22 protein-coding genes are annotated in these 18,730 nt (G+C 45.1%); 12 read left to right on the plus strand and 10 right to left on the minus strand.

Annotated features, from left to right (window positions below; translation table 11 throughout):
* Positions 1–73 precede the first annotated feature (73 nt).
* Complete coding sequence (locus ACXAGP_RS06510; RefSeq protein ID WP_475260311.1) at positions 74–898, plus strand: flagellin N-terminal helical domain-containing protein; 825 nt, start codon at positions 74–76, stop codon at positions 896–898.
* A gap of 6 nt (positions 899–904) precedes the next feature.
* Here the strand turns inward: ACXAGP_RS06510 and ACXAGP_RS06515 are convergent, their stop codons facing one another.
* On the minus strand, positions 905–1,696 hold the full coding sequence (locus ACXAGP_RS06515; protein ID WP_475260312.1) for a PhzF family phenazine biosynthesis protein: 792 nt from the start codon (positions 1,694–1,696) through the stop codon (positions 905–907).
* Between the two features lie 115 nt (positions 1,697–1,811).
* Between ACXAGP_RS06515 and ACXAGP_RS06520 the strand changes: the two genes are divergently transcribed.
* The 4 genes from ACXAGP_RS06520 (at position 1,812) to ACXAGP_RS06535 (ending at position 3,741) form a co-directional block, all read left to right on the plus strand.
* On the plus strand, positions 1,812–2,390 hold the full coding sequence (locus tag ACXAGP_RS06520; protein ID WP_475260313.1) for a pyridoxine/pyridoxamine 5'-phosphate oxidase: 579 nt from the start codon (positions 1,812–1,814) through the stop codon (positions 2,388–2,390).
* Positions 2,391–2,402: 12 nt separating this feature from the next.
* Positions 2,403–2,879, plus strand: coding sequence for a GNAT family N-acetyltransferase (locus tag ACXAGP_RS06525; protein WP_475260315.1), 477 nt, complete (start codon positions 2,403–2,405; stop codon positions 2,877–2,879).
* A 77-nt stretch (positions 2,880–2,956) separates the two neighbouring features.
* Entirely contained in the window at positions 2,957–3,295 is a 339-nt protein-coding gene (locus tag ACXAGP_RS06530; protein WP_475260316.1) for a DUF1330 domain-containing protein, read from the plus strand.
* Between the two features lie 68 nt (positions 3,296–3,363).
* Positions 3,364–3,741, plus strand: a complete 378-nt coding sequence (locus ACXAGP_RS06535) for a hypothetical protein (RefSeq protein WP_475260318.1) — start codon at positions 3,364–3,366, stop codon at positions 3,739–3,741.
* Here the strand turns inward: ACXAGP_RS06535 and bioA are convergent.
* Positions 3,726–5,009 (minus strand): adenosylmethionine--8-amino-7-oxononanoate transaminase, encoded by a 1,284-nt coding sequence (gene bioA / locus ACXAGP_RS06540; RefSeq protein ID WP_475260320.1) that lies wholly within the window; start codon positions 5,007–5,009, stop codon positions 3,726–3,728. The two genes, ACXAGP_RS06535 and bioA, sit on opposite strands and share 16 nt — an antisense overlap.
* Positions 5,010–5,132: 123 nt before the next feature.
* On the opposite strand from bioA, the gene bioB reads away from it, so the two are divergent.
* Genes bioB through bioD form a run of 4 tightly spaced genes read left to right on the plus strand, consistent with a single transcriptional unit; the run spans position 5,133 to position 8,909 of the window.
* Positions 5,133–6,194 carry a biotin synthase BioB gene (gene bioB / locus ACXAGP_RS06545; RefSeq protein WP_475260321.1) on the plus strand — a complete coding sequence of 354 codons (1,062 nt, stop codon included), beginning with the start codon at positions 5,133–5,135 and terminating at the stop codon, positions 6,192–6,194.
* Positions 6,194–7,366 (plus strand): aminotransferase class I/II-fold pyridoxal phosphate-dependent enzyme, encoded by a 1,173-nt coding sequence (locus tag ACXAGP_RS06550; protein WP_475260322.1) that lies wholly within the window; start codon positions 6,194–6,196, stop codon positions 7,364–7,366. The genes bioB and ACXAGP_RS06550 overlap by 1 nt, the downstream gene beginning before the upstream one ends.
* On the plus strand, positions 7,363–8,223 hold the full coding sequence (locus tag ACXAGP_RS06555; RefSeq protein ID WP_475260324.1) for a methyltransferase domain-containing protein: 861 nt from the start codon (positions 7,363–7,365) through the stop codon (positions 8,221–8,223). The genes ACXAGP_RS06550 and ACXAGP_RS06555 overlap by 4 nt, the downstream gene beginning before the upstream one ends.
* Before the next feature lie 2 nt (positions 8,224–8,225).
* Positions 8,226–8,909, plus strand: a complete 684-nt coding sequence (gene bioD / locus ACXAGP_RS06560; RefSeq protein WP_475260941.1) for a dethiobiotin synthase — start codon at positions 8,226–8,228, stop codon at positions 8,907–8,909.
* A 68-nt stretch (positions 8,910–8,977) separates the two neighbouring features.
* Here bioD and ACXAGP_RS06565 read toward each other — a convergent pair whose 3' ends face one another.
* Positions 8,978–10,648, minus strand: coding sequence for a LysM peptidoglycan-binding domain-containing protein (locus ACXAGP_RS06565; protein WP_475260326.1), 1,671 nt, complete (start codon positions 10,646–10,648; stop codon positions 8,978–8,980).
* 27 nt (positions 10,649–10,675) lie between these two features.
* Positions 10,676–11,500, minus strand: a complete 825-nt coding sequence (gloB, locus tag ACXAGP_RS06570; RefSeq protein ID WP_475260327.1) for a hydroxyacylglutathione hydrolase — start codon at positions 11,498–11,500, stop codon at positions 10,676–10,678.
* A gap of 29 nt (positions 11,501–11,529) precedes the next feature.
* On the opposite strand from gloB, the gene ACXAGP_RS06575 reads away from it, so the two are divergent.
* Positions 11,530–12,276, plus strand: coding sequence for a class I SAM-dependent methyltransferase (locus ACXAGP_RS06575; protein ID WP_475260328.1), 747 nt, complete (start codon positions 11,530–11,532; stop codon positions 12,274–12,276).
* Between the two features lie 82 nt (positions 12,277–12,358).
* Positions 12,359–13,432 (plus strand): methyl-accepting chemotaxis protein, encoded by a 1,074-nt coding sequence (locus tag ACXAGP_RS06580; RefSeq protein ID WP_475260330.1) that lies wholly within the window; start codon positions 12,359–12,361, stop codon positions 13,430–13,432.
* A 32-nt stretch (positions 13,433–13,464) separates the two neighbouring features.
* Here the strand turns inward: ACXAGP_RS06580 and ACXAGP_RS06585 are convergent, their stop codons facing one another.
* Together ACXAGP_RS06585 and ACXAGP_RS06590 are read right to left on the minus strand one after the other, a co-directional pair.
* On the minus strand, positions 13,465–14,166 hold the full coding sequence (locus tag ACXAGP_RS06585) for a TMEM175 family protein (protein WP_475260332.1): 702 nt from the start codon (positions 14,164–14,166) through the stop codon (positions 13,465–13,467).
* A 122-nt stretch (positions 14,167–14,288) separates the two neighbouring features.
* Positions 14,289–14,795, minus strand: coding sequence for a hypothetical protein (locus ACXAGP_RS06590; RefSeq protein WP_475260333.1), 507 nt, complete (start codon positions 14,793–14,795; stop codon positions 14,289–14,291).
* A gap of 284 nt (positions 14,796–15,079) precedes the next feature.
* On the opposite strand from ACXAGP_RS06590, the gene ACXAGP_RS06595 reads away from it, so the two are divergent.
* Complete coding sequence (locus tag ACXAGP_RS06595; protein ID WP_475260335.1) at positions 15,080–15,553, plus strand: hypothetical protein; 474 nt, start codon at positions 15,080–15,082, stop codon at positions 15,551–15,553.
* 58 nt (positions 15,554–15,611) lie between these two features.
* On the opposite strand, the gene ACXAGP_RS06600 is transcribed toward ACXAGP_RS06595, so the two are convergent.
* From ACXAGP_RS06600 to ACXAGP_RS06615, 4 genes are all read right to left on the minus strand, one after another.
* The gene (locus ACXAGP_RS06600) at positions 15,612–16,121 is read right to left on the minus strand and encodes a hypothetical protein (protein ID WP_475260336.1); all 510 of its coding nucleotides are present in this window, start codon (positions 16,119–16,121) and stop codon (positions 15,612–15,614) included.
* A 121-nt stretch (positions 16,122–16,242) separates the two neighbouring features.
* Positions 16,243–16,752 carry a hypothetical protein gene (locus ACXAGP_RS06605; RefSeq protein WP_475260338.1) on the minus strand — a complete coding sequence of 170 codons (510 nt, stop codon included), beginning with the start codon at positions 16,750–16,752 and terminating at the stop codon, positions 16,243–16,245.
* Positions 16,753–16,869: 117 nt separating this feature from the next.
* Entirely contained in the window at positions 16,870–17,391 is a 522-nt protein-coding gene (locus ACXAGP_RS06610; RefSeq protein WP_475260339.1) for a hypothetical protein, read from the minus strand.
* A gap of 227 nt (positions 17,392–17,618) precedes the next feature.
* Positions 17,619–18,710: a hypothetical protein gene (locus tag ACXAGP_RS06615; RefSeq protein ID WP_475260340.1), complete on the minus strand. Its 1,092-nt coding sequence runs from the start codon at positions 18,708–18,710 to the stop codon at positions 17,619–17,621.
* Positions 18,711–18,730: the final 20 nt, after the last annotated feature.

Below are 18,730 nucleotides of genomic sequence, written 5' to 3' on the forward strand. Positions count from 1 at the left end.
GCGTCAGCAACTGTGTGGTAAGTTGCGTCTGTTGTAAGCCCGGAAACATGCAATTGGTTAACAGGAGACCAATGTGACCTTGTTCGTGAATACGAACGTGTCAGCCTTGATTGCTCGAAACACCCTGTTTGATGCGGGTTCTGCATTGGATGTTTCTTACGAAAGGCTGTCATCGGGCTTGCGTATAAATAGAGCTGCGGATGATGCCGCAGGATTACAGGTGATCACTAAGTTTGAGGCTCAACGTGATGGCCTGCAGCAAAGTGTGCGCAACGCTAATGACGCAATCTCTATGACCGAAGTTGCAGAAGGTTCACTAAAAGAAGTCACCGATTCTCTGCAGCGCATCAGGCAGTTAGCTATCCAATCTCAAAGCGGAATTAACGGTTCTGCAGAGCGCACCGCCATACAGCAAGAGATTACTGCGTTGACGTCAGAAATGAGTCGGGTGGTGTCGGATACCAACTTTGCTGGCAATGCGGTATTGTCTGGTGATTATTCGGCGGCTTTTCAGATTGGGGCGTTTGCGGGGCAATCCATATCTATTAACCTTTCACGTACTGGTGGATTTGGCCCTTCCGGTATTGGTGTTGGCAATGTAGATGTTACCACCTTCGGTGGTGCTTCTTCCGCCCTTGCGGCAATAGATGGTGCCGTTTCTGCAATCGGCACAGAACGGGCAAAGTTAGGTGCACTTACTAATCGTTTTCAATCTACCATACGCAATCTCACCGAAGTTTCCGCAAACCTTGCTTCTTCCATGAGTCGAATACAGGATGCCGATTACGCCTCTGAAGCCTCTGAATTAACCCGTAATCAAATTATTCAACAAGCTACCATCGCTGTGCTCGGGCAGGCCAATAGTGCGCCTCAAACTGCGTTATCTTTGCTATTGTAATTACCGCTACAGCGTGATTTCTCCCATCAGATACTTTCTGGTGTAGCCTGAAACTATCACATTGTTTTCTTTCACCTCACAATACAGCGTGCCACCGCGTTGTGAAGCTTGATGGGCTACGAGTTTGCTTTTGCCCAGCTGTTCCGCCCACCATGGCGCCAGACTGGCGTGAATCGAGCCGGTTACCGGGTCCTCGTCGCCACCATTGGCTGGCCAGAAATAACGGGAAACAAAGTCATAGTTTTTTGCAGGCGCCGAAATCACTAAATCTAACGGTGCTAATTGTTTGACTTGTTCTAAATCAGGTTGGCACTTATAGATGGCTTGTTCATTGTCATAAATGGCGTGCCAGGCCTGCACACTGCGCAGTATTTTAACGGGGGGCTCAGGAAGTGCTTGTAGTAGAGTTTGTGGTATGGCTTCTGGTGCTTCAAGAGTCCGAATCGGGAAGGTCATGCTAATTTTGCCATCTGGTTTTTTCTCAATAACCAAGTCGCCGACACTGCTGGTTTTGATTCGCAAGCTGTTCAGTGTTGGTTTTGCATCGAAAATCACTGAGCTTGCTGCAAGGGTGGCATGACCACAAAAGTCGATTTCAGTTAAAGGAGAGAACCAGCGTATCGCATACTCTGCTTCATTGTGTTGCACCAAAAAGGCGGTTTCTGCTAGATTGTTTTCACTGGCGATTTTTTGCATTAGCTCATCGCTATACCATTCATTGCGGATCACCACTGCCGCGGGATTACCGGCAAACAGTTGTTCCGTAAAGGCATCGACGATATGTATGCTTTGGCTCATCAAGTCGCTCCGAGGTATTGGTATTCGTTAAATATTACAAATTTTCGCAAACTAAAACAGATATTTAGTGTAACGTTCCTGGTCTTCAAATACAGTACAAGGAGGGCAAATGCTAATGAGCGATCCAATTGCCATGGTGGCTGAAATCTGGCAGCAAGCCAGACAACATCCTCTTCTCAAACAAAAAAGTGCCATTTGTATTTCCACGATAGATTCTGAAGGTTTTCCCGATGCGCGCTTCGTGGATTTAAAACAGGTTAACTCCCAAGGATTTACCATTTGTAGCGGTTATCAGTCGGAAAAAGGAAGGGCGATAATCGAATGTGACAAAGTGGCACTCACCGCTTGGTGGGAGCCGGTGGGCTATCAGATCAGAATACAGGGAACGGCCACAAAAATCAGTGATGCCTTAGCGGAGCAATATTGGCAAAGCCGTAATCACAGCGCACAAATCATCTCCAGTACTTTTCAGCAAAGCGAACTAGCGGATTCTGTAGATGCTGTTAAACAGCAATTTCTCGCCGCTCAAGCACTACAGCAAGGTAAATCAATCCCAAGGCCAAAAAGTTGGGGAGGATACTGCGTTGAGCCCAAGCGAATCGAACTGTTGAAATTTGAGGATTCGCGCTTGCATTTAAGGCACAACTTCACAAAACTGTCTGGCCAATGGCAATGCCAAGTTTTACAACCCTGAAAGAGAGTAACTATGAATACTGTGCCGGATGTGCAAGAACCCGAACAAGCCACAGCGCAAAAGCTTGAATTAAGTGACGACAAACAGATATTGGACGTGGAGCTTATCCATCGCTTTTTAAGCCAACACACTTATTGGGCTAAAGGAATTTCGTTAGAAAGGGTGGTGGTGTCGTTAGAAAACTCTTTGTGCATTGGTGCCTATTTGGGTAAACAACAAGTGGGGTTTGTCAGGGTGATCACCGACTATGCAACTTACGCCAATATTAAAGACGTGTTTGTGGTACCAGAATACCGAGGTAATGGTATCTCCAGAGAGTTAATGCGCTTTACCTTGGCTCATCCTCACCTGCAGGGCTTGCGACGTATTACCTTGACTTCTACAGACGCCCGTGGCCTGTATGAAAAGTTCGGCTTTAAGGCATTGCAGAAACCCGAGACTTACATGGAGATCCACAATCCGGGAGTCTATCAAAAAGAGTCTAAATAAAATTAATTTTAGGTTGATTTATTTACCTGACTAATCTAGCTTTAGTTGAATCTAAACCACAATTGAGAGTGCAAAGGATGGCAGGTTATATCATCGCAACCTATAACATAGTAGATCAACTCAATTATCAACGTTATCTGGAGTTGGTCAGGCCAACCTTGGAGTCCTTTAACGGTGAGGTATTGGTGGCAGATTATGATAGTGAACCTCTTGAAGGCACGCCACCACAGGTGAGCATAGTCATTCGTTTTGCCAGTAAAGCCATCGCCAAAGCCTGGTACACTTCAGTACAGTACCAAGACATAATCCATCTGCGTGTGGATACCACCGTAGGTTCGGCGGTTCTGACAGAAGCGTATCAGTATGCAGAACCATCTTCGGCTCTAAAAACATCGCAGAATTCGTTGGCGGGTTAAGAAAGTACCAAACTGGCCGTTATTAATAGATAATGACCTTTGCCACTCAGCAGTTCAGGAGGGCAATTATGGCCAAAACGTGGGACGGTATTGACCGCAGAACCACTTCCAAAAAGCACGATTTTTTTTATCGCTTATCGCGCGTGGGTAATATCCTGTCGTGGATCTTGTTTGTCAGCGGCCTGGTGGTGCTTCATTATGCCAGACCAGAACGGATTTCAGGAGTGCAGCGTTATTGGGGCGTAACCGGTAGAGAAGAATGGAATGACGCCTTATTGCCGTGGTTATATGGGCTTTTTAGCCTTTGCATTTTGTTCAGTATCACCATGCTGCTTTTGCGCAAATACCGCAGTCGCCGTCAAAATGAAAAATGGGCCTGTGGCTTAGTGTTTTTGATCGTTATTGCATCAGCATTTGTTGCCTGGGTGTATCAGGCTGTTGCCTGATACACCAGCTCATTGAGTGTTTGTGTTATCTGAGACAGTTCTTCTTTACTGATAATGAACGGCGGCATGATGTACACCAGCTTTCCAAACGGGCGCACCCACACACCGCGACTAATGCAAAAGCGCTGCACCGCAGCAACATCCACAGGCGAACGCATTTCAATCACACCGATTGCGCCCAACATTCGCACGTCTGCGACTGAGTCTGCCTCCATACAGGGCAGCAGTTCTTCTTTTAGCTGCTGCTCTATCGCATGCACTTGAAATTGCCATTCATTGCGTTGCAGCAAGCTCAGGCTGGCATTAGCGACAGCACAAGCTAATGGATTGCCCATATAAGTAGGGCCGTGCATAAATACTCCGGGCTCTCCCTGGCAAACGCCCATGGCAACATCATCGTTGCACAAGGTAGCCGCAAGGGTCATATAGCCACCGGTAAGCGCTTTGCCGAGGCACAAAATATCGGGGCTAATGTCAGCGTGTTCACAAGCGAAAAGTTTGCCGGTACGACCAAAACCCGTGGCGATTTCGTCACAAATCAACAATATGTCGTATTGATCGCACAATTGTCTGACACGTCGTAAGTATTGGGGATGATAAATACGCATACCACCTGCCCCTTGTACTACGGGCTCCAGAATCATGGCAGCAATTTCATGATGATGGCTTTCTAGCATATCGGTTAAAGGTCCCATCTCATCTTCATTCCATGCTTGCCCAAAACGAGTTTGCGGTGCAGGTGCAAACAACTGCTGATTGAGCACAGGCGCAAATAGAGAATGCATGCCGTTGGCAGGATCACTCACAGACATGGCGGCAAAGGTATCACCGTGGTAACCGTTGCGTGGCGCAATAAACTTGTGTTTATTTTGATTGCCCTGACAGGCCCAGTATTGCACTGCCATTTTCATGGCAACTTCTACCGCCACAGAGCCAGAATCGGCGAGAAAAACCCGGTTAAGACCGTCCGGTGTCATATCGATGAGTTTCCGACACAGTTCAATCGCAGGTTCATGAGTGATGCCACCAAACATCACATGTGACATTTTTTTTAGTTGTGCTTCGGCTGCGGCATTAAGCTCCGGGTGATTATAACCATGCACGGTAGCCCACCAACTGCTCATGCCGTCGATAACTTGTTTACCATCTTCAAGAGTCAATTTAACGCCCGACGCTGAAACTACTGGATAGCAGGGCAGCGGTGAAATGGCGGAAGTGTAGGGGTGCCAGATGTGTTGCGTGTCGAATTGTGTATCGATAAAAGACAAAATACTCACCAGTAGTTCAAAAAATAATCAAAGGTAAACCTTGTGTTATTCTTTAAGTTGACAAAATTACTGGCGATTTTAGACTAAGCAGGCAAAAAATAAAGAGTGCCCACAGGAATCTTCATGCTCACAAATCAACAAACGGCTTCTGATATACGTCATAACTGGACTTTAGCGGAAGTAAACGCCTTATTTAACCTGCCTTTTAACGACCTGTTGTTTCAGGCGCAAACGGTACATCGTCAGCATTTTGATCCGAATGAAGTGCAAGTGAGCACTTTGTTATCCATCAAAACCGGCGCTTGTCCCGAAGATTGCAAATATTGCCCTCAAAGTGCGCGTTACGACACGGGGTTGGAAAAAGAACGTTTGTTGGAAGTGGAAAAGGTGCTGGAAACCGCGCGTCATGCCAAAGCTACGGGATCCACGCGTTTTTGTATGGGGGCCGCCTGGCGTAACCCGAAAGAGCGGGATATGCCCTATCTGGTACAAATGATTGAGGGCGTGAAGGCCCTAGGCCTGGAAACCTGTATGACCTTGGGTATGTTAAGCCGTGACCAGGCATTGGCACTAAAACAAGCGGGTCTGGATTATTACAATCACAACCTTGATACCTCTCCCGAATTCTACGGTGAAATCATCACCACGCGAACCTATCAGGAACGTCTTGATACCCTCAGCAATGTGCGCGAAGCAGGCATGAATGTTTGTTCTGGCGGTATTGTAGGTATGGGGGAAGCATCTAACGACCGTTCAGGTCTGTTAATGCAACTGGCTAACCTGGAGCAACACCCGGAAAGTGTGCCGATTAATATGTTGGTGAAAGTAGAAGGTACGCCTTTGCAGGACCAGGAAGATCTTGAGCCGTTTGAATTTATTCGCACCATTGCAGTGGCCCGCATTATGATGCCTAAATCGCATGTGCGCTTGTCTGCCGGACGCGAGGCCATGAATGAGCAGATGCAGGCCCTGTGCTTTATGGCTGGCGCTAATTCTATATTCTATGGCTGTAAGCTGCTGACCACCCCCAATCCGGAAACGGACAAAGACCTACTGTTGTTTAAGAAGTTGGGCATCAACCCTGAGAAAGGTCGTGACTATTCTGATGAGGCACATGAAGCCGTGCTGCGTGAAGCGGTGCAAGAGCAACAACAAGAAAAACTGTTTCACAACGCAGCGCTATAATGCCCTTTGAACATGTCGCCGAGGCCATCAGCGCCCGGCAACAACAAAACTTATTGCGTCAGCCTGTTACGGTACAGGCTGTCGATGCTGCCCGAGCGCAAATTGATGGTCGCTGGTACCTGAACTTCTCCGCTAACGATTACCTGGGAATGAGTCAACACCCTAAGGTGATAGACGCTTTACAGAGTTCATTTCCGGCGGGCTCGGGAGCGTCGCCTGTAGTTACCGGGTTCAGCCAACAACATCAAGACCTTTGTGACTACCTCTGCCAGCTGACAGGGCAAGAGAGTGTCATGTTGTTTAGCTCCGGATTTGCCGCTAACTATGCTGTTTGTAAGACCTTGATGGATAACAGCAAAGGCCTGATTTTGGCGGATAGATTGAGTCATGCTTCGTTGATTGATGGCAGTGTATCTGCAGAAGCGCCATTGAAGCGTTTTAGGCACAACGATATGAATCATTTAGACACTTTGTTGGCAGCGAATGCACAGCAGTATCGCGATATATTGCTGGTATCTGAGGGCACATTTAGCATGGATGGCGATAGCGCACCGTTTGAGACGCTTTTGCCCTTAGCGCAAAAGCACAATGCTTGGTTGATGCTGGATAACGCTCACAGTATTGGTGTGCTGGGTAGCGAGCAATTCAAAGTGCAAATCGGCAGTGAACGCTTGAAACCGCAGATTGTGATGGCTACTTTTGGCAAAGCTGTGGGAACAGGTGGAGCTTTTGTCGCAGGTTCCGCGCAGCTAATTACTTTCCTGCAAAATTTTGCCCGACATTACGTTTATAGCACGGCATTTTCAGCTGCACATGCCCATGCTACTTTAAGCAGTTTGCGGCTTATTGAGTCGGATCTCAGTTTGCGAGATAAGCTCAGGGCCAACATCGAGACATTCAGAAACGCCTGCTGTCGTTTTGATATTCCCTTAAGTCAATCTGAGACAGCAATTCAACCTGTGATCATTGGTTCACCCGAGAGCACTATGGCTGTCAGTCAGAGTCTACGAGAGCAAGGGTTTTGGGTTTCAGGTATCCGTTATCCCACGGTACCCAAACACACAGATCGATTACGCATTACATTAAGTGCATTGCATAACAAAAGTGACATTGAAGAGTTGGTGCGTAGCTTGCGCTTGGCACTGGATAGTGCAAAAGGAGAGTTACGATGACTGCCTCTGCGATATCACAACAAGCGGTAGTGGCTCCACAAGTGCTCTCAGAGTCGGATATTAAACAACGCATCGCCTGTTGCTTTGGTGAAGCGGCCGCTATGTACGACACCCATGCTCTGGTGCAAAAAGACATTGCTGAGCATGCTTTTTCTTTGATTGCCAATAGCAGGGCCGGCAAAGCAAAGCTTGCCCATGCCATTGACATAGGCTGTGGTACAGGGGCCTTTACCGGCCGTTTGCTTGAATTTGCTCATCGAGCCACCGGATTGGATTTAGCGCAAGGGATGATTCATTTCGCACAAAACCATTATGCCCAAAAGCAGTTGAGCTGGACTGTCTCAGATGCCGAAGCACTGCCTTTGACAGGGCAAAGTATTGATCTCATCTACAGTAGTATGGCTCTGCAGTGGCTAGCACAGGCTGAAAAAGTGGCGAAGGAGTGTTTCCGTATTATTTCCAGCACTGGACAAGGGACATTGGCTGTGGTGGTAGATGGGTCATTAAATGAGCTTAATTATTGTTGGCTGAGCCTTGCACAGCCATCTCCTGTGAATCGCTTTATGCCAGTCAAATCCTGGTATAACGCCTTTAAAAATGCGGGGTTTGAGGTACAGGTGCAACAACAGCGCTTTACTTCATGGCACCAAAATATTTTTGCGGTGCTGCATTCTATTAAAGATATTGGAGCAGGCGTGGTGCTCGATGCAGGCCAGCAAACCCCCTTGAATAAAACTAAACTGAAAATATTAAATTCAGTGTATAAAGACAAGTTTGGCTGCGAAAATAAGTTGCCCCTTAGTTGGCAGATTGCGTTTATCAATTTTCATAAATCTCAACCGGAGAATATAGTTTGAGTGTGTTTTTTGTGACAGGTACTGATACCGAGGTAGGCAAAACCTTTATCTCCCGCACGATCATGCATATTTACGAACAAAAGCGTAAAACTTGCGTGGGCTATAAGCCTGTTGCTTCTGGTTGTGTTCTTACCTCTTCCGGTTTACGCAATGAAGATGCACTGTGTTTGAAAGATGCCAGTACCATCAATCTTACTTATGACGAAGTCAATCCCTATCCCTTCCAGGAGGCTGTGGCCCCGCATCTGGCAGCACAACGAGCTGGACGAGAGATTTGCCTGCAAGGTGTCGCTGATGGTTTTGAGCGCTTACTCAAGAAACAAGCAGACCTCACTATTGTGGAAGGCGCTGGCGGATGGCGCTTACCGGTCGGTAACAAGCGCTTCATGTCAGAATTCGTTAAACAGTACGATATACCCGTAGTGCTTGTGGTGGGGGTGCGCCTTGGTTGTATCAATCACGCCTGCATGACGGCAGAGATTATCAAACAGGATGGCTTAACAATAGCCGGCTGGGTGGCGAATCACGTGGATGCGGAGATGCCGTTTTTAACCGAAAACATCAAAACTTTGAAAGAGCATCTCGATGCGCCATTTTTAGGGGAAGTGCCATTGGTTAAAAGTCCAAAAGAAGCAGCCGCTTATCTGGACATCACACCTTTGTTGCAGTTTGATATGGTAGCTTAACCTGATTCTTAGTAATAAAAAGCCCTCATCAGAGGGCTTGTTAATGTCATAACGTTTTCTCAGTGTAATCAGGTGCGAGTCACATCCACGTAAATCTTTAGTTTCTGTCCCGGCTGCAGGTACTTTTTCTTATTCAACTGGTTCCATTTAGTCAGGTCATTGATGGCGACGTTGAACTTATTGGCAATGCGGGCCAGTGAATCGCCTTTGCGAACTGTGTAGGTTACCGTGCGCATTACCGCGTTGTCGCTTTGCATTTCACTGACTTGATTCACCCAGATAACCAGCTCTTTACCGGGTTTTAACGGGTCGGTGGGAGCCATGCCATTCCACTTGGCTAAGCTGCGCAAGTTCACATTGTATTCGCGGCTAATATCCCACAAAGTATCACCAGATTTCACCTTATGCTTTAACTGGTGAGTGCCACGCTTTTTTGACTGCTTGGCTAGTAAACGTTGCTCTTCTGACAGCGAGTAATAGTCCAATGATTTTAACGCCACCGGGATCATCAAATAGTCGCCAGCACGGATAACGTTACCCCGCAATTCATTCACTTGCTGAATAACATCTACTGAGGTGTGATATTTGTTGGCCAGCTTGAGCAGACTTTCTCCAGATTTAATTTTATGTCTTACCCAATTCAAGCGCTGTCGTTCGGATTTATCACCTAGTGCTAGTTCAAACTGTGCCACTTTATCGATGGGCAATAACAAGCGATGCGGACCCTTGGGATCGGTAGCCCAGCGATTAAATCCGGGGTTTAATGAATGCAATTGCTCGACGGTCAGTCCTGCCCAATCGGCAGCCATAGCTAAATCTATTTGAGAGCCGATCTCCACTACTTCAGTAACGTCTTCGTTTTTCAGTGTTGGCCAATCAAAGCCTATCTCTTCCGAGCGCATCAACAGGTCAGAAAGAGCCAGTAACTTAGGCACGTAAGCTCGGGTTTCTCGGGGTAAATCAAGGTTCCAGAAATCAGTAGGCTTGCCATTGCGTCTGTTGCGCTTGATAGCATTGCGCACACGACCTTCACCACTGTTGTAAGCTGCAAGCGCGTGCAGCCAGTTGCCATCGAAAAACTTGTGTAAGTACTGCAGGTATTTAATGGCGCCATCGGTGGAAGAAATGACATCTCGACGCCCGTCAAACCACCAAGTTTGTTTAATGCCAAAGCGTTCAGCGGTGCCAGGGATGAACTGCCACATACCGGCTGCACGACCATGAGAATAGGCAAAGGGGTCGAAAGCACTTTCCACTATTGGCAACAGTGCCAATTCCATCGGCATATCAGCTTCCTTGAGTTTCTCTACAATATGCTTGAAAAAGGGGGCTGCGCGTTTGTTGACGCGCTCCATGTATTCGGGATGTTTGCGATACCAGGCTTGCTGGTTCCAGATGCGTCTATTGTCAGGGATCACCATGGTCAATTCGCTGCGAACTAACTGCCATAGATCATCTTGCTCTATAGTATCTTGCTCGGTGATTTGCTCCATTTCTGGAACGGAACTGATAAGTTCGTCAAGTTCACTCACCGGATGAATGACTTCATGGGTGCCTTCACTGTTTTCATCGCACTCAAAAGCAAGGTCTGCCACATCGGGTGGAATATAACATTCGTCAATGTATTCGGCGGCTATAAAATCGTCAGAGGATGTCTCATTTTCAGTGAGGGGCTGCGTCAGCTGGCAACCCTGCAAGGCAAACGCAATAACTAACGGCAAGAATATTCGATAGGTCACTAAGTCGTCCTGTATGGTAAGTGCTGTTTAAAATTGGTCTTTTAGTTGCCGAATAGCGGCAAAGGCTTCCAGCTCTGATTGGGGTATTTTACCCGTTTTTTGTTGAATTGCAGTGGCAAATTCAGCTTCTCCTGCACGCATGTATGGATTTACCTTTAGTTCTAACGATATTGAGGTAGGCAATGTGGGTTTATCCAGTTTTCGTAGCGACTTAACGCGTTGGTTATATTCGTTGAGTGCAATATCGGCAGGAAGCAGATCAAGGGCAAAATCCAGGTTCGCTTGGGTGTATTCATGGGTGCAAAATACCTTGGTGTCTGAAGGTAACTCAGCATAGCGTTGGAATACCTGATACATTTGAGCAGGGGTTCCTTCAAACAAACGCCCACACCCTGCGGAGAATAAGGTGTCACCACAAAACAGACCAATATCCCCAAAATAGGCAATGTGTTCTTTCGTGTGGCCGGGGACTTCCATCACGGTGAAATCCGCATCAAGTGGCGTGATGTTAATCTGTTCACCTTCTTTCACTGCAACATCGATATGAGCAATACGCTTTGATACGGGACCATAAACAGTGACACCCGGCTTCTTGAGTTGTGCTACACCACCAGTGTGATCAGGATGGTGATGGGTGAGCAAAATATGAGTTAGTTCAAGGGTATTGTCGTGTAAATACTGCTCAACCGGTGCGGCTTGTCCTGGGTCAACCACTACAGCAGTTTGTCCATTGTGGAGGCACCAGATATAGTTGTCAGTAAAAGCAGGGATGGGAAAAACGTTGATCATCTCTTGGTCAAAAGTTCTATGGTTCTCATTCACTTTGCCATAATATAACGTTCTTGAGTTCATACTGCTAATTTGATTTTTACGGAATTCGCTTGTTCAGACCCGCACTGCTCAACAAAAAACTCTCGGCCCCTACATCGTGGCAGGCAATGCCACATAGCAAGGGGCTTAAAGGTGTTTACGAGCATGAGCTTGCACCGGTAATGCAGAAGTGCTTTGGTTATCACTTAGTTAAGTTGGGTGAGTTAAGTCAGGCGCTGAATTTGGATAGCTGTCCCATAAAACATCAAGTATGTCACTCTTACCACAATAATGCGCTTGCAGGAGTCGTAGCTAAGCCTACCGAGCTGCCCTACAAAGAAAAGAGCGTTGATGCAGTATTGATGACCCACGTGCTGGATTATGCCAGCGATCCACATCATATTTTGCGCGAAGTTGACCACTGCTTGATCCCCAATGGACATATAGTGATCGTGGGGTTTAATCCCTATAGCTTGGCTGGGATAGCTAAGTGGTTGCCACTCAAAAAACAAAATCCTTTGCATCAAGCGCGTTTATTTAGTCGTTCCAGGGTTCGAGATTGGTTGTCGCTGATGGGCTATCAAGTTACTGAAGAGAAGCGTTTTTTGTTCTCTGAGTTATTGTTTTCTAGGGATTTAAAAAAAGCGCAAAAGTGGCATCAACTTGCGCAAAAGCACTTGTCCTTCCTGGCTTCCGTTTACATTCTGGTGGCGAAAAAGCAGGAGTTTCCGCTGTCTTTGATTAAACCTGTGTGGAAGCCGGTTCCCAAATTTGCCACAGTGGGTGCCAGCCTGCGGGTAAAACAAAAGAATTATTAAAAAAGCGCTGATGTAATTAAAAAAATAGACGATATGTATTCAATAGCCGTTTATTGTTTCTAATTACACGAGAAAAGACATTATGTGGTGGTTAAATAAAAGCAACGAAGATGACCTCCTTCAAATCAAACAACTCAACAGTGAAAATCAAACACTGAATGAACGTATTTCCCAGCTGGAGAAGCAGTTAGCTAATAGCGAAATGCTGCTAGCCGAAGCACAGCAAAAAGATACGGGCGGAAATGGCCTGACAGAGAGTCTTGTTAAAGGACAAAGCCAAATCAGCAATGTCAAAGAGTTGATGCAAGACAGCTCCCAAGCTTTATCTGCACAAACAGACAATTTGAGTGCTACCGAAGATCTCTTTACCGGATCAGCAGAAATGCTGGATGAAGCCGTTAATGGTTTAAGTCAGATTGACAGTATTGCTGCGCAAGGTGTAACCCATGCTGGGGAACTGTCCGGATTAGCCAGCCGTATCAGTAACTTTGTAGGTGTTATCAACTCAATTGCAGAGCAAACCAATTTGTTAGCCTTAAATGCTGCCATTGAAGCCGCTCGGGCCGGGGAAAGTGGGCGAGGCTTTGCTGTAGTTGCCGAAGAAGTGCGAAATTTGGCAATGCGCTCTTCGGAATCCACTCAGGAAATTAACAACCTGGTAGAAAAAATCGAAGAAGGCACAAAAAACATCGAAACTAACATCAACGATGTGTCGGAAAAATCTCGTGTGCTGGTGGAGAAAACCAGTGAGGTTAGAACTAAGGTGTCGCAGGTCTTAGATATGTCCGGTGATATGCGCGATACTATTGTTGTGGGCGCCGACAAAGCGCTGTTAGCAATTGCACAGCTGGACGTATTACAAATTAAAACTCAGGTGTACCAAGGTCTCTTGGGACGCGGCAGTGGGGGGCTTTCGAATAAGGCCGACTCTGAGCTAGGACGCTGGATGCAAGATCAAGGTCAATCTAAGTTTGGCAAACTAAACGAATACAAAGCTTGTGAATCGGCATTTAATAAGTTTTACGAGCAGGCATCACGAACGTTTTCTTTAGCGGCGAACGGTGTTGACGAAAACACCCTGAATACGCTGCAAAAGCTTGAGCAATGTGCAGCTGAATTGTTGGCCGCTATTTTGCGCCTCGCCGCTAAACTATAGTTGTTATCCTACAGAGGTGCGTGCAACATCTCTCAGGTGTTGTCGCCTTCAGGTGTGATTATTTTGTTTGCTACTTTTTTAAGTACTTTTTCGCGCAATATAAAATTTTGCGGAAACAGTAAAAAGTAAGTAAAGCCGGTATAGCCTATCCAGTTCGAAGGTACGAGAATACACAAAAGCAGTGCCAGCACACACACGCTAGCGCCACTCAACCAGATGATGGCTTCGGTTTTTGCGATTCGTGTTTCTTCATCGGACAGTCCGATCTCTGCTGCTTTTTGAGCTGCATGATGAAATAACCCCGCGAAAGTCAGACTCAGCAATAAAAAGCCCACAGCGTAGAAACCAAACAAAAAGCGCACCTGCCAGGTGGCTTCAAAGTCCATGTCAAAGGGGAACCAGCCTTGTGACAAAAAGCCCATTAAACCCTGCATCATTAGACGCAACGGATAGATATATACCAGTACCAGAAACACCAACAGGCAACTTAAAACGATGGTGCGGGTATCCTCCAGACCGTATTTGCGGCACCAGCTTGCATGTTCATGCCAGATCCAGGCAAGTATCGCGAAACTGGCCGCAAAGGCTGGGATATTTTTCGCAGCACTTTGTAACTCTTCAAAATTACTTGGAATGGAGTCCACCGAAATCACCAACATCGATACCGCGAAGGCAAAAGCCGCCGCTACAAAGGTTTCGATACGATTCATCTGTTCACCGGGAAGTGCGCTCATGTTGATACATCTTGCTGCTTGGAATGGGACTTAGTGTGCCATAGGTTTGATTGAAGCGAAAAGACCTAATAAACAATAAGACCCATCTGAATAAAGTGAGTCAATCCATTGTTAATGGCGATTTAAAATGGTTTACCGCCATTTAATGGCACCCAACCAGAATCGTACTTACTTGAGTAGTTGTACTGGTTAAACATGGTTGCCATGACAGCGTCTTCGATGCAGGTTTCGGCAGTCCACCATAAATCACCAACGTTGACGCGGTTAGTATTGTCGTCTTTGATTTGTATTATTCCCATAGCGCCAGGCTGTAATGTTGCGCCATACTCCAGGTTTATCGGCGTGTTGGTGGCATCAAAATTATGATGATAGGTCAAAGAGTAGGGGGTGTAATCATTTCCATCGACGTCGGTAAACGTCATAAACACCTTAATGGGCACATCACTGGTATTGGTGATATCAAAATAGCCAGACCAATAGGCGCCGCTTGTTACGAATGATGGAGTCTTAATGCCTCCTGTAGAGAATGCCTCATTGCTTTCTGGGCTGCACGTGGTTTCAGCTATCGCTGCAAATGAGAGCAGTAAAGTTGAGCTCAGGATAGCCACGGATTGTTTTACGTTTTTCATTGATAAGTCCTTGTGAATAACAGTTAACATCAAAATTATTTTACTGACCAGCAAGACAATTTTAAGAGCCTTGATATTAGTCGGTAGTTATTTCTCTCGGGTGAAAAAAAATGACGGATTGTGAATAGCAACAGTCACTGATACTGGCTTTGCGTATGGAATCAAGCAATAGCAAATTAAATCTAAGTAACTATAGTGATGTTACATTTTTCGGTGCATTTCATGTGAGGTTCAGCTGCTTAATTTATGGTTTGAATAGTTCCCAATTCAACGAAGGACAAAAAATGAGACTTTTGGTTTTGACTTTGTTTTTGATAAGTTCGCCCATCTTAGCCACTGATTATCACACTCCGGTGGAGCAATTTTTTAAACTGTATCAGGCAGAAAGGAAAAACAGAGCGGTAGAGCAACTGTATTTTTTTAACCGAGACAGAAAAGACAATAGTAACGATGGCGTTATTATTTCGAAGCAGGCTATGCTACGGGAGGCCACTGAAGCACTTGGACTCTATTATGGTCAGGAGTTATTGGGTACACATCAAGTGGGAGAGAGGTTTAAACACCTCAGTTATTTGTTGCTCCATCAGGAATCTCCTGTCAGGGTTGAATTCCAGTTTTACAAGCCTCAAGACCACTGGTTACTTATTGATTTTCAAGTGGATAATAATCTAGCTTTGGAACTCAAAGACCTGGCGCGTAAAGATATCGCTGGATTTTTAGTGCAAGGCGATGTGGCTGGCTTAAGCCAGCCACAATAGCTATTGACCGTTTAGTTACTGCTTGTGGGATACAATCCCTCGGCCTATGAAGAAATACTTAGTTGCGCGCAGCAACTTCTTCTGCTTTTGACTTTTCCCAGGCCGCGACAGAACTTTGGTATTTCACCAGCAATTCAAGTAGTTTTGGATTCCCTTCGATTACTTTGGCCACGGCATTGAGTGCTTCCTCTTGCTCATCAGCGACCATAAATTCCACCAGTTCTAAAGAGGGCGGTGCAATATCAGCGTCTCTGGCTACGCGGTGTTCATAGGCCATTCTCTCTCTGAGGAAGTTTGGTAAGCAGTTCTTGAACTTTAGGTTGGTGTTGATCTGGCTCTCTCTGCGACAGCTCACTTTAAATTTATAATCATCTATTTGCATATTAACCTGGTCATAAAGACTGATCTCAGCATGTCTCATTGCATCGAAATAGTGGGCTGGTGACTTTTTGCCTTGTATTTCAATGTTTTCACCAAAATCCACAACAGGTTCAGTACTTCCGAGCTGGGCAAAAGCTAAATTGGAGGTAAGTGCCCCCAGTAACAACAAAACAACATGTTTTTTCATTTTCATTTCCTTGGTGGTTAAAAATAAATCCTAAAGTTGTTGTAAAAAGCATAATACAATAAAAATATTTGGCAAGTGTGCAGCTCAACAACAAAGAATGGCCTTACATTTCACATGTATGTCACTCGTTCTCATCCGAAGTATATTGCGCTTTGATTTTTTCATAGTTGGCGACTGAGGTATGGTATTTCACCAGTAGTTCAAGTAGTTTTGGATCGCTTTCGATTACTTTGGCAACGGCATTCATTGCTTCCTGACGCTCTTTGCCAACCAGGGCTTCCACTTGTTCTAAGGTGAGAGGGGGCCCGCCACTTTCACGGGCTTTTTGGGTTTCGAAGGCCATGCGAGCCCTAACAAAGTTGGGCAGGCACTGCTTTTGTTTCAAGTTGGTGCCAATCAGGCTCTCTCTTTGGCAACTTACTTTATACTTGTCATCTTTTAGTTGTTTATTAACTTGATCATAAAGATCAATTTCTGCCTGTTGCATTGCAGAGTAAAAGTACATGGGCGTTTTTTTGCCGCGCACTTCTATACGCTCACCGTAATCTTCTTTTGTGGAGTTTTGTTGTTGTCCAATCGCTAATCCACTGGAAAACAAAGCTACAATCATTAACAGGCTATGTTTTTTCATTTCCGTTCCCTCATAGGAAAAAATTCACATTGCTCAACTTAAGAGCAACTTAGCACGGTTTGAGAAACTTCAGGAGAGCAGGTTGATTACATACCTGCTCTGCAATTGATTAATTAACTAGTCTTCATCCGAAGCATATTGGGCTTTGACATTCTCATAGTTGGCGGCAGAGGTGTGATATTTTATAAGCAATTCAAGTAGTTTGGGGTTTTCTTCAATCACTTTAGCAACAGCATTGAGAGCTTCTTCTTGCTCATCAGCTACCATCAATTCAACTTGCTCAAGGGTAGGGGGCTCAACACCATCCTCTAATGCTTTGCGCGTTTCTTCTCCCATGCGCTCTCTGACAAATTTGGGCAGACAATATTTTTTCTTCAACCGAGTCGCATTTCTCGCCACGCTATAGGTTTCTCTTTCACAGCTGATTTTGTATTTGTCATTGGTAAGCATCTTGTTGACCTGAGCATACAAATCTATCTCAGCTCTTCTCATCGCCTTGTAGTAATGGGTAGGAGTCCTCTGGCCAAGTACTTCAATTCGCTCCTCTGAATTGTCCTTTGGTTCGTTAGTCTCCTGCTGTGCAAATGCTAATCCAGATACGAGTGCAGTAAGCAACAATAAAACGACATACTTTTTCATCTTCCTGTTCCCTTAATGGTAAAAATTAATATCGCCGAGTGTGATGAGTAACATAGCATGGTTTAAAAGTTTTTGGGAAGGGCTAGAAATTGGCTTAAGGAAGAATTTAGTTCTAAGCCAGTCTGACAGCGACACCTGAAAAGCGGGTCACCGTCAGATAAAGTCTCAGCCAGAACAAAGTAAAGGAGCGGAATAAGAGGAGAATCTGTTACAGGGTCTAACTTGTTCTAACTAAATATTCTTTTAACCATGTCTCTTCGATGATTTTGAAGCTCTTCAAAAGATTCATCTGAGTGTTGACACATCCCATCAATTATTTTTTTTATGTATTTAGACAGAGTCATGAAAAGGGCATGTCTTTCTTGACTACTTTCAATTAGGTCCTCCAAAAATGCTCCTTCATGAATTATTCTTGTACGATAACCTATATTTACGCCATTTATTTTTTTACTTGTGAGTAACTGAAACATTTCACCAAGCTTTTCGTACTCGTCTATAGAGGATGCTAAATGTGCTTGCAACTTCTTGCGAACTTTTGCAAAAGGCTTAAACTCGTTTCCTGTTCCAAGGTACTCAAACAAGGCCATCAGATTTATGTACATTAATGTGTCACTGTTTGCATACAATGCACGATTATACATTTTCAGACTGTGTTGTATCATTTTTGCGACTTCTGACTCGCCACTAATGTACATAGGATATAAGTAAGGGTGCATAGCCACCCTGTGGGAATCGTATGATGTTAATCCGATTCCGATTGAGTGTGTGCTAAAATCTTCGGTGGTATTACATGCATAATAATCTAGAGATTTGTTAGGATGTATTATAACAAGCCCCTTATATCCACTTGACCTAAACCAGTTTCCAGGTAGATGTGGAAGACCTTCAGTATTACCCAATTGGCAAAACATTAAGCGTATGGGATTTAATGCGTTGAATACCTTTTCTGATGCTTTTTCAATAACTCGTTTAACGTCAAACGCATTGTTAATCGATGCAACCTCATTTGATTCGCAAGAGAAGATGGCTAAAGAATGCAAAAGCACAACCTCCTCAGAAAATTGTGTAAATGCAGAACTAACATGTGCTATTGAGTTTGAACGGTTCCTTTTATACCCCTTTAATATTTTCTCTAAATTAATTATGGAATTTTGATGAGCAAAGGTTACAAATCCTTCCTCGAAAAAAGTGGACTCTTCGTAATTGCCTTCGTCAAATACGCCACCTTGAGGCATTAAAATTACACATTTACCATCTGAGATTTCTCTTTCTACATATGGCTCAAGATCGAATATTTTGTTTGATGTAGTTTCGTCCATGAATGCCTCCTAGCTTGAAT

This window comes from Planctobacterium sp. AWM4_229 (assembly GCF_056160305.1).

Bases quoted from the DNA above. Each gene is read 5' to 3' on its own strand.
- ACXAGP_RS06585 (WP_475260332.1), bottom strand. From the start codon at position 14,166: ATGAGCGCACTTCCCGGTGAACAGATGAATCGTATCGAAACCTTTGTA.
- ACXAGP_RS06550 (WP_475260322.1), top strand. From the start codon at position 6,194: ATGCCCTTTGAACATGTCGCCGAGGCCATCAGCGCCCGGCAACAACAA.
- ACXAGP_RS06610 (WP_475260339.1), bottom strand. From the start codon at position 17,391: ATGAAAAAGTATGTCGTTTTATTGTTGCTTACTGCACTCGTATCTGGA.
- ACXAGP_RS06600 (WP_475260336.1), bottom strand. From the start codon at position 16,121: ATGAAAAAACATGTTGTTTTGTTGTTACTGGGGGCACTTACCTCCAAT.
- ACXAGP_RS06555 (WP_475260324.1), top strand. From the start codon at position 7,363: ATGACTGCCTCTGCGATATCACAACAAGCGGTAGTGGCTCCACAAGTG.
- bioB (WP_475260321.1), top strand. From the start codon at position 5,133: ATGCTCACAAATCAACAAACGGCTTCTGATATACGTCATAACTGGACT.
- gloB (WP_475260327.1), bottom strand. From the start codon at position 11,500: ATGAACTCAAGAACGTTATATTATGGCAAAGTGAATGAGAACCATAGA.
- ACXAGP_RS06535 (WP_475260318.1), top strand. From the start codon at position 3,364: ATGGCCAAAACGTGGGACGGTATTGACCGCAGAACCACTTCCAAAAAG.
- ACXAGP_RS06595 (WP_475260335.1), top strand. From the start codon at position 15,080: ATGAGACTTTTGGTTTTGACTTTGTTTTTGATAAGTTCGCCCATCTTA.
- ACXAGP_RS06605 (WP_475260338.1), bottom strand. From the start codon at position 16,752: ATGAAAAAACATAGCCTGTTAATGATTGTAGCTTTGTTTTCCAGTGGA.
- ACXAGP_RS06580 (WP_475260330.1), top strand. From the start codon at position 12,359: ATGTGGTGGTTAAATAAAAGCAACGAAGATGACCTCCTTCAAATCAAA.
- ACXAGP_RS06530 (WP_475260316.1), top strand. From the start codon at position 2,957: ATGGCAGGTTATATCATCGCAACCTATAACATAGTAGATCAACTCAAT.
- ACXAGP_RS06590 (WP_475260333.1), bottom strand. From the start codon at position 14,795: ATGAAAAACGTAAAACAATCCGTGGCTATCCTGAGCTCAACTTTACTG.
- ACXAGP_RS06615 (WP_475260340.1), bottom strand. From the start codon at position 18,710: ATGGACGAAACTACATCAAACAAAATATTCGATCTTGAGCCATATGTA.
- ACXAGP_RS06525 (WP_475260315.1), top strand. From the start codon at position 2,403: ATGAATACTGTGCCGGATGTGCAAGAACCCGAACAAGCCACAGCGCAA.
- ACXAGP_RS06515 (WP_475260312.1), bottom strand. From the start codon at position 1,696: ATGAGCCAAAGCATACATATCGTCGATGCCTTTACGGAACAACTGTTT.
- ACXAGP_RS06520 (WP_475260313.1), top strand. From the start codon at position 1,812: ATGAGCGATCCAATTGCCATGGTGGCTGAAATCTGGCAGCAAGCCAGA.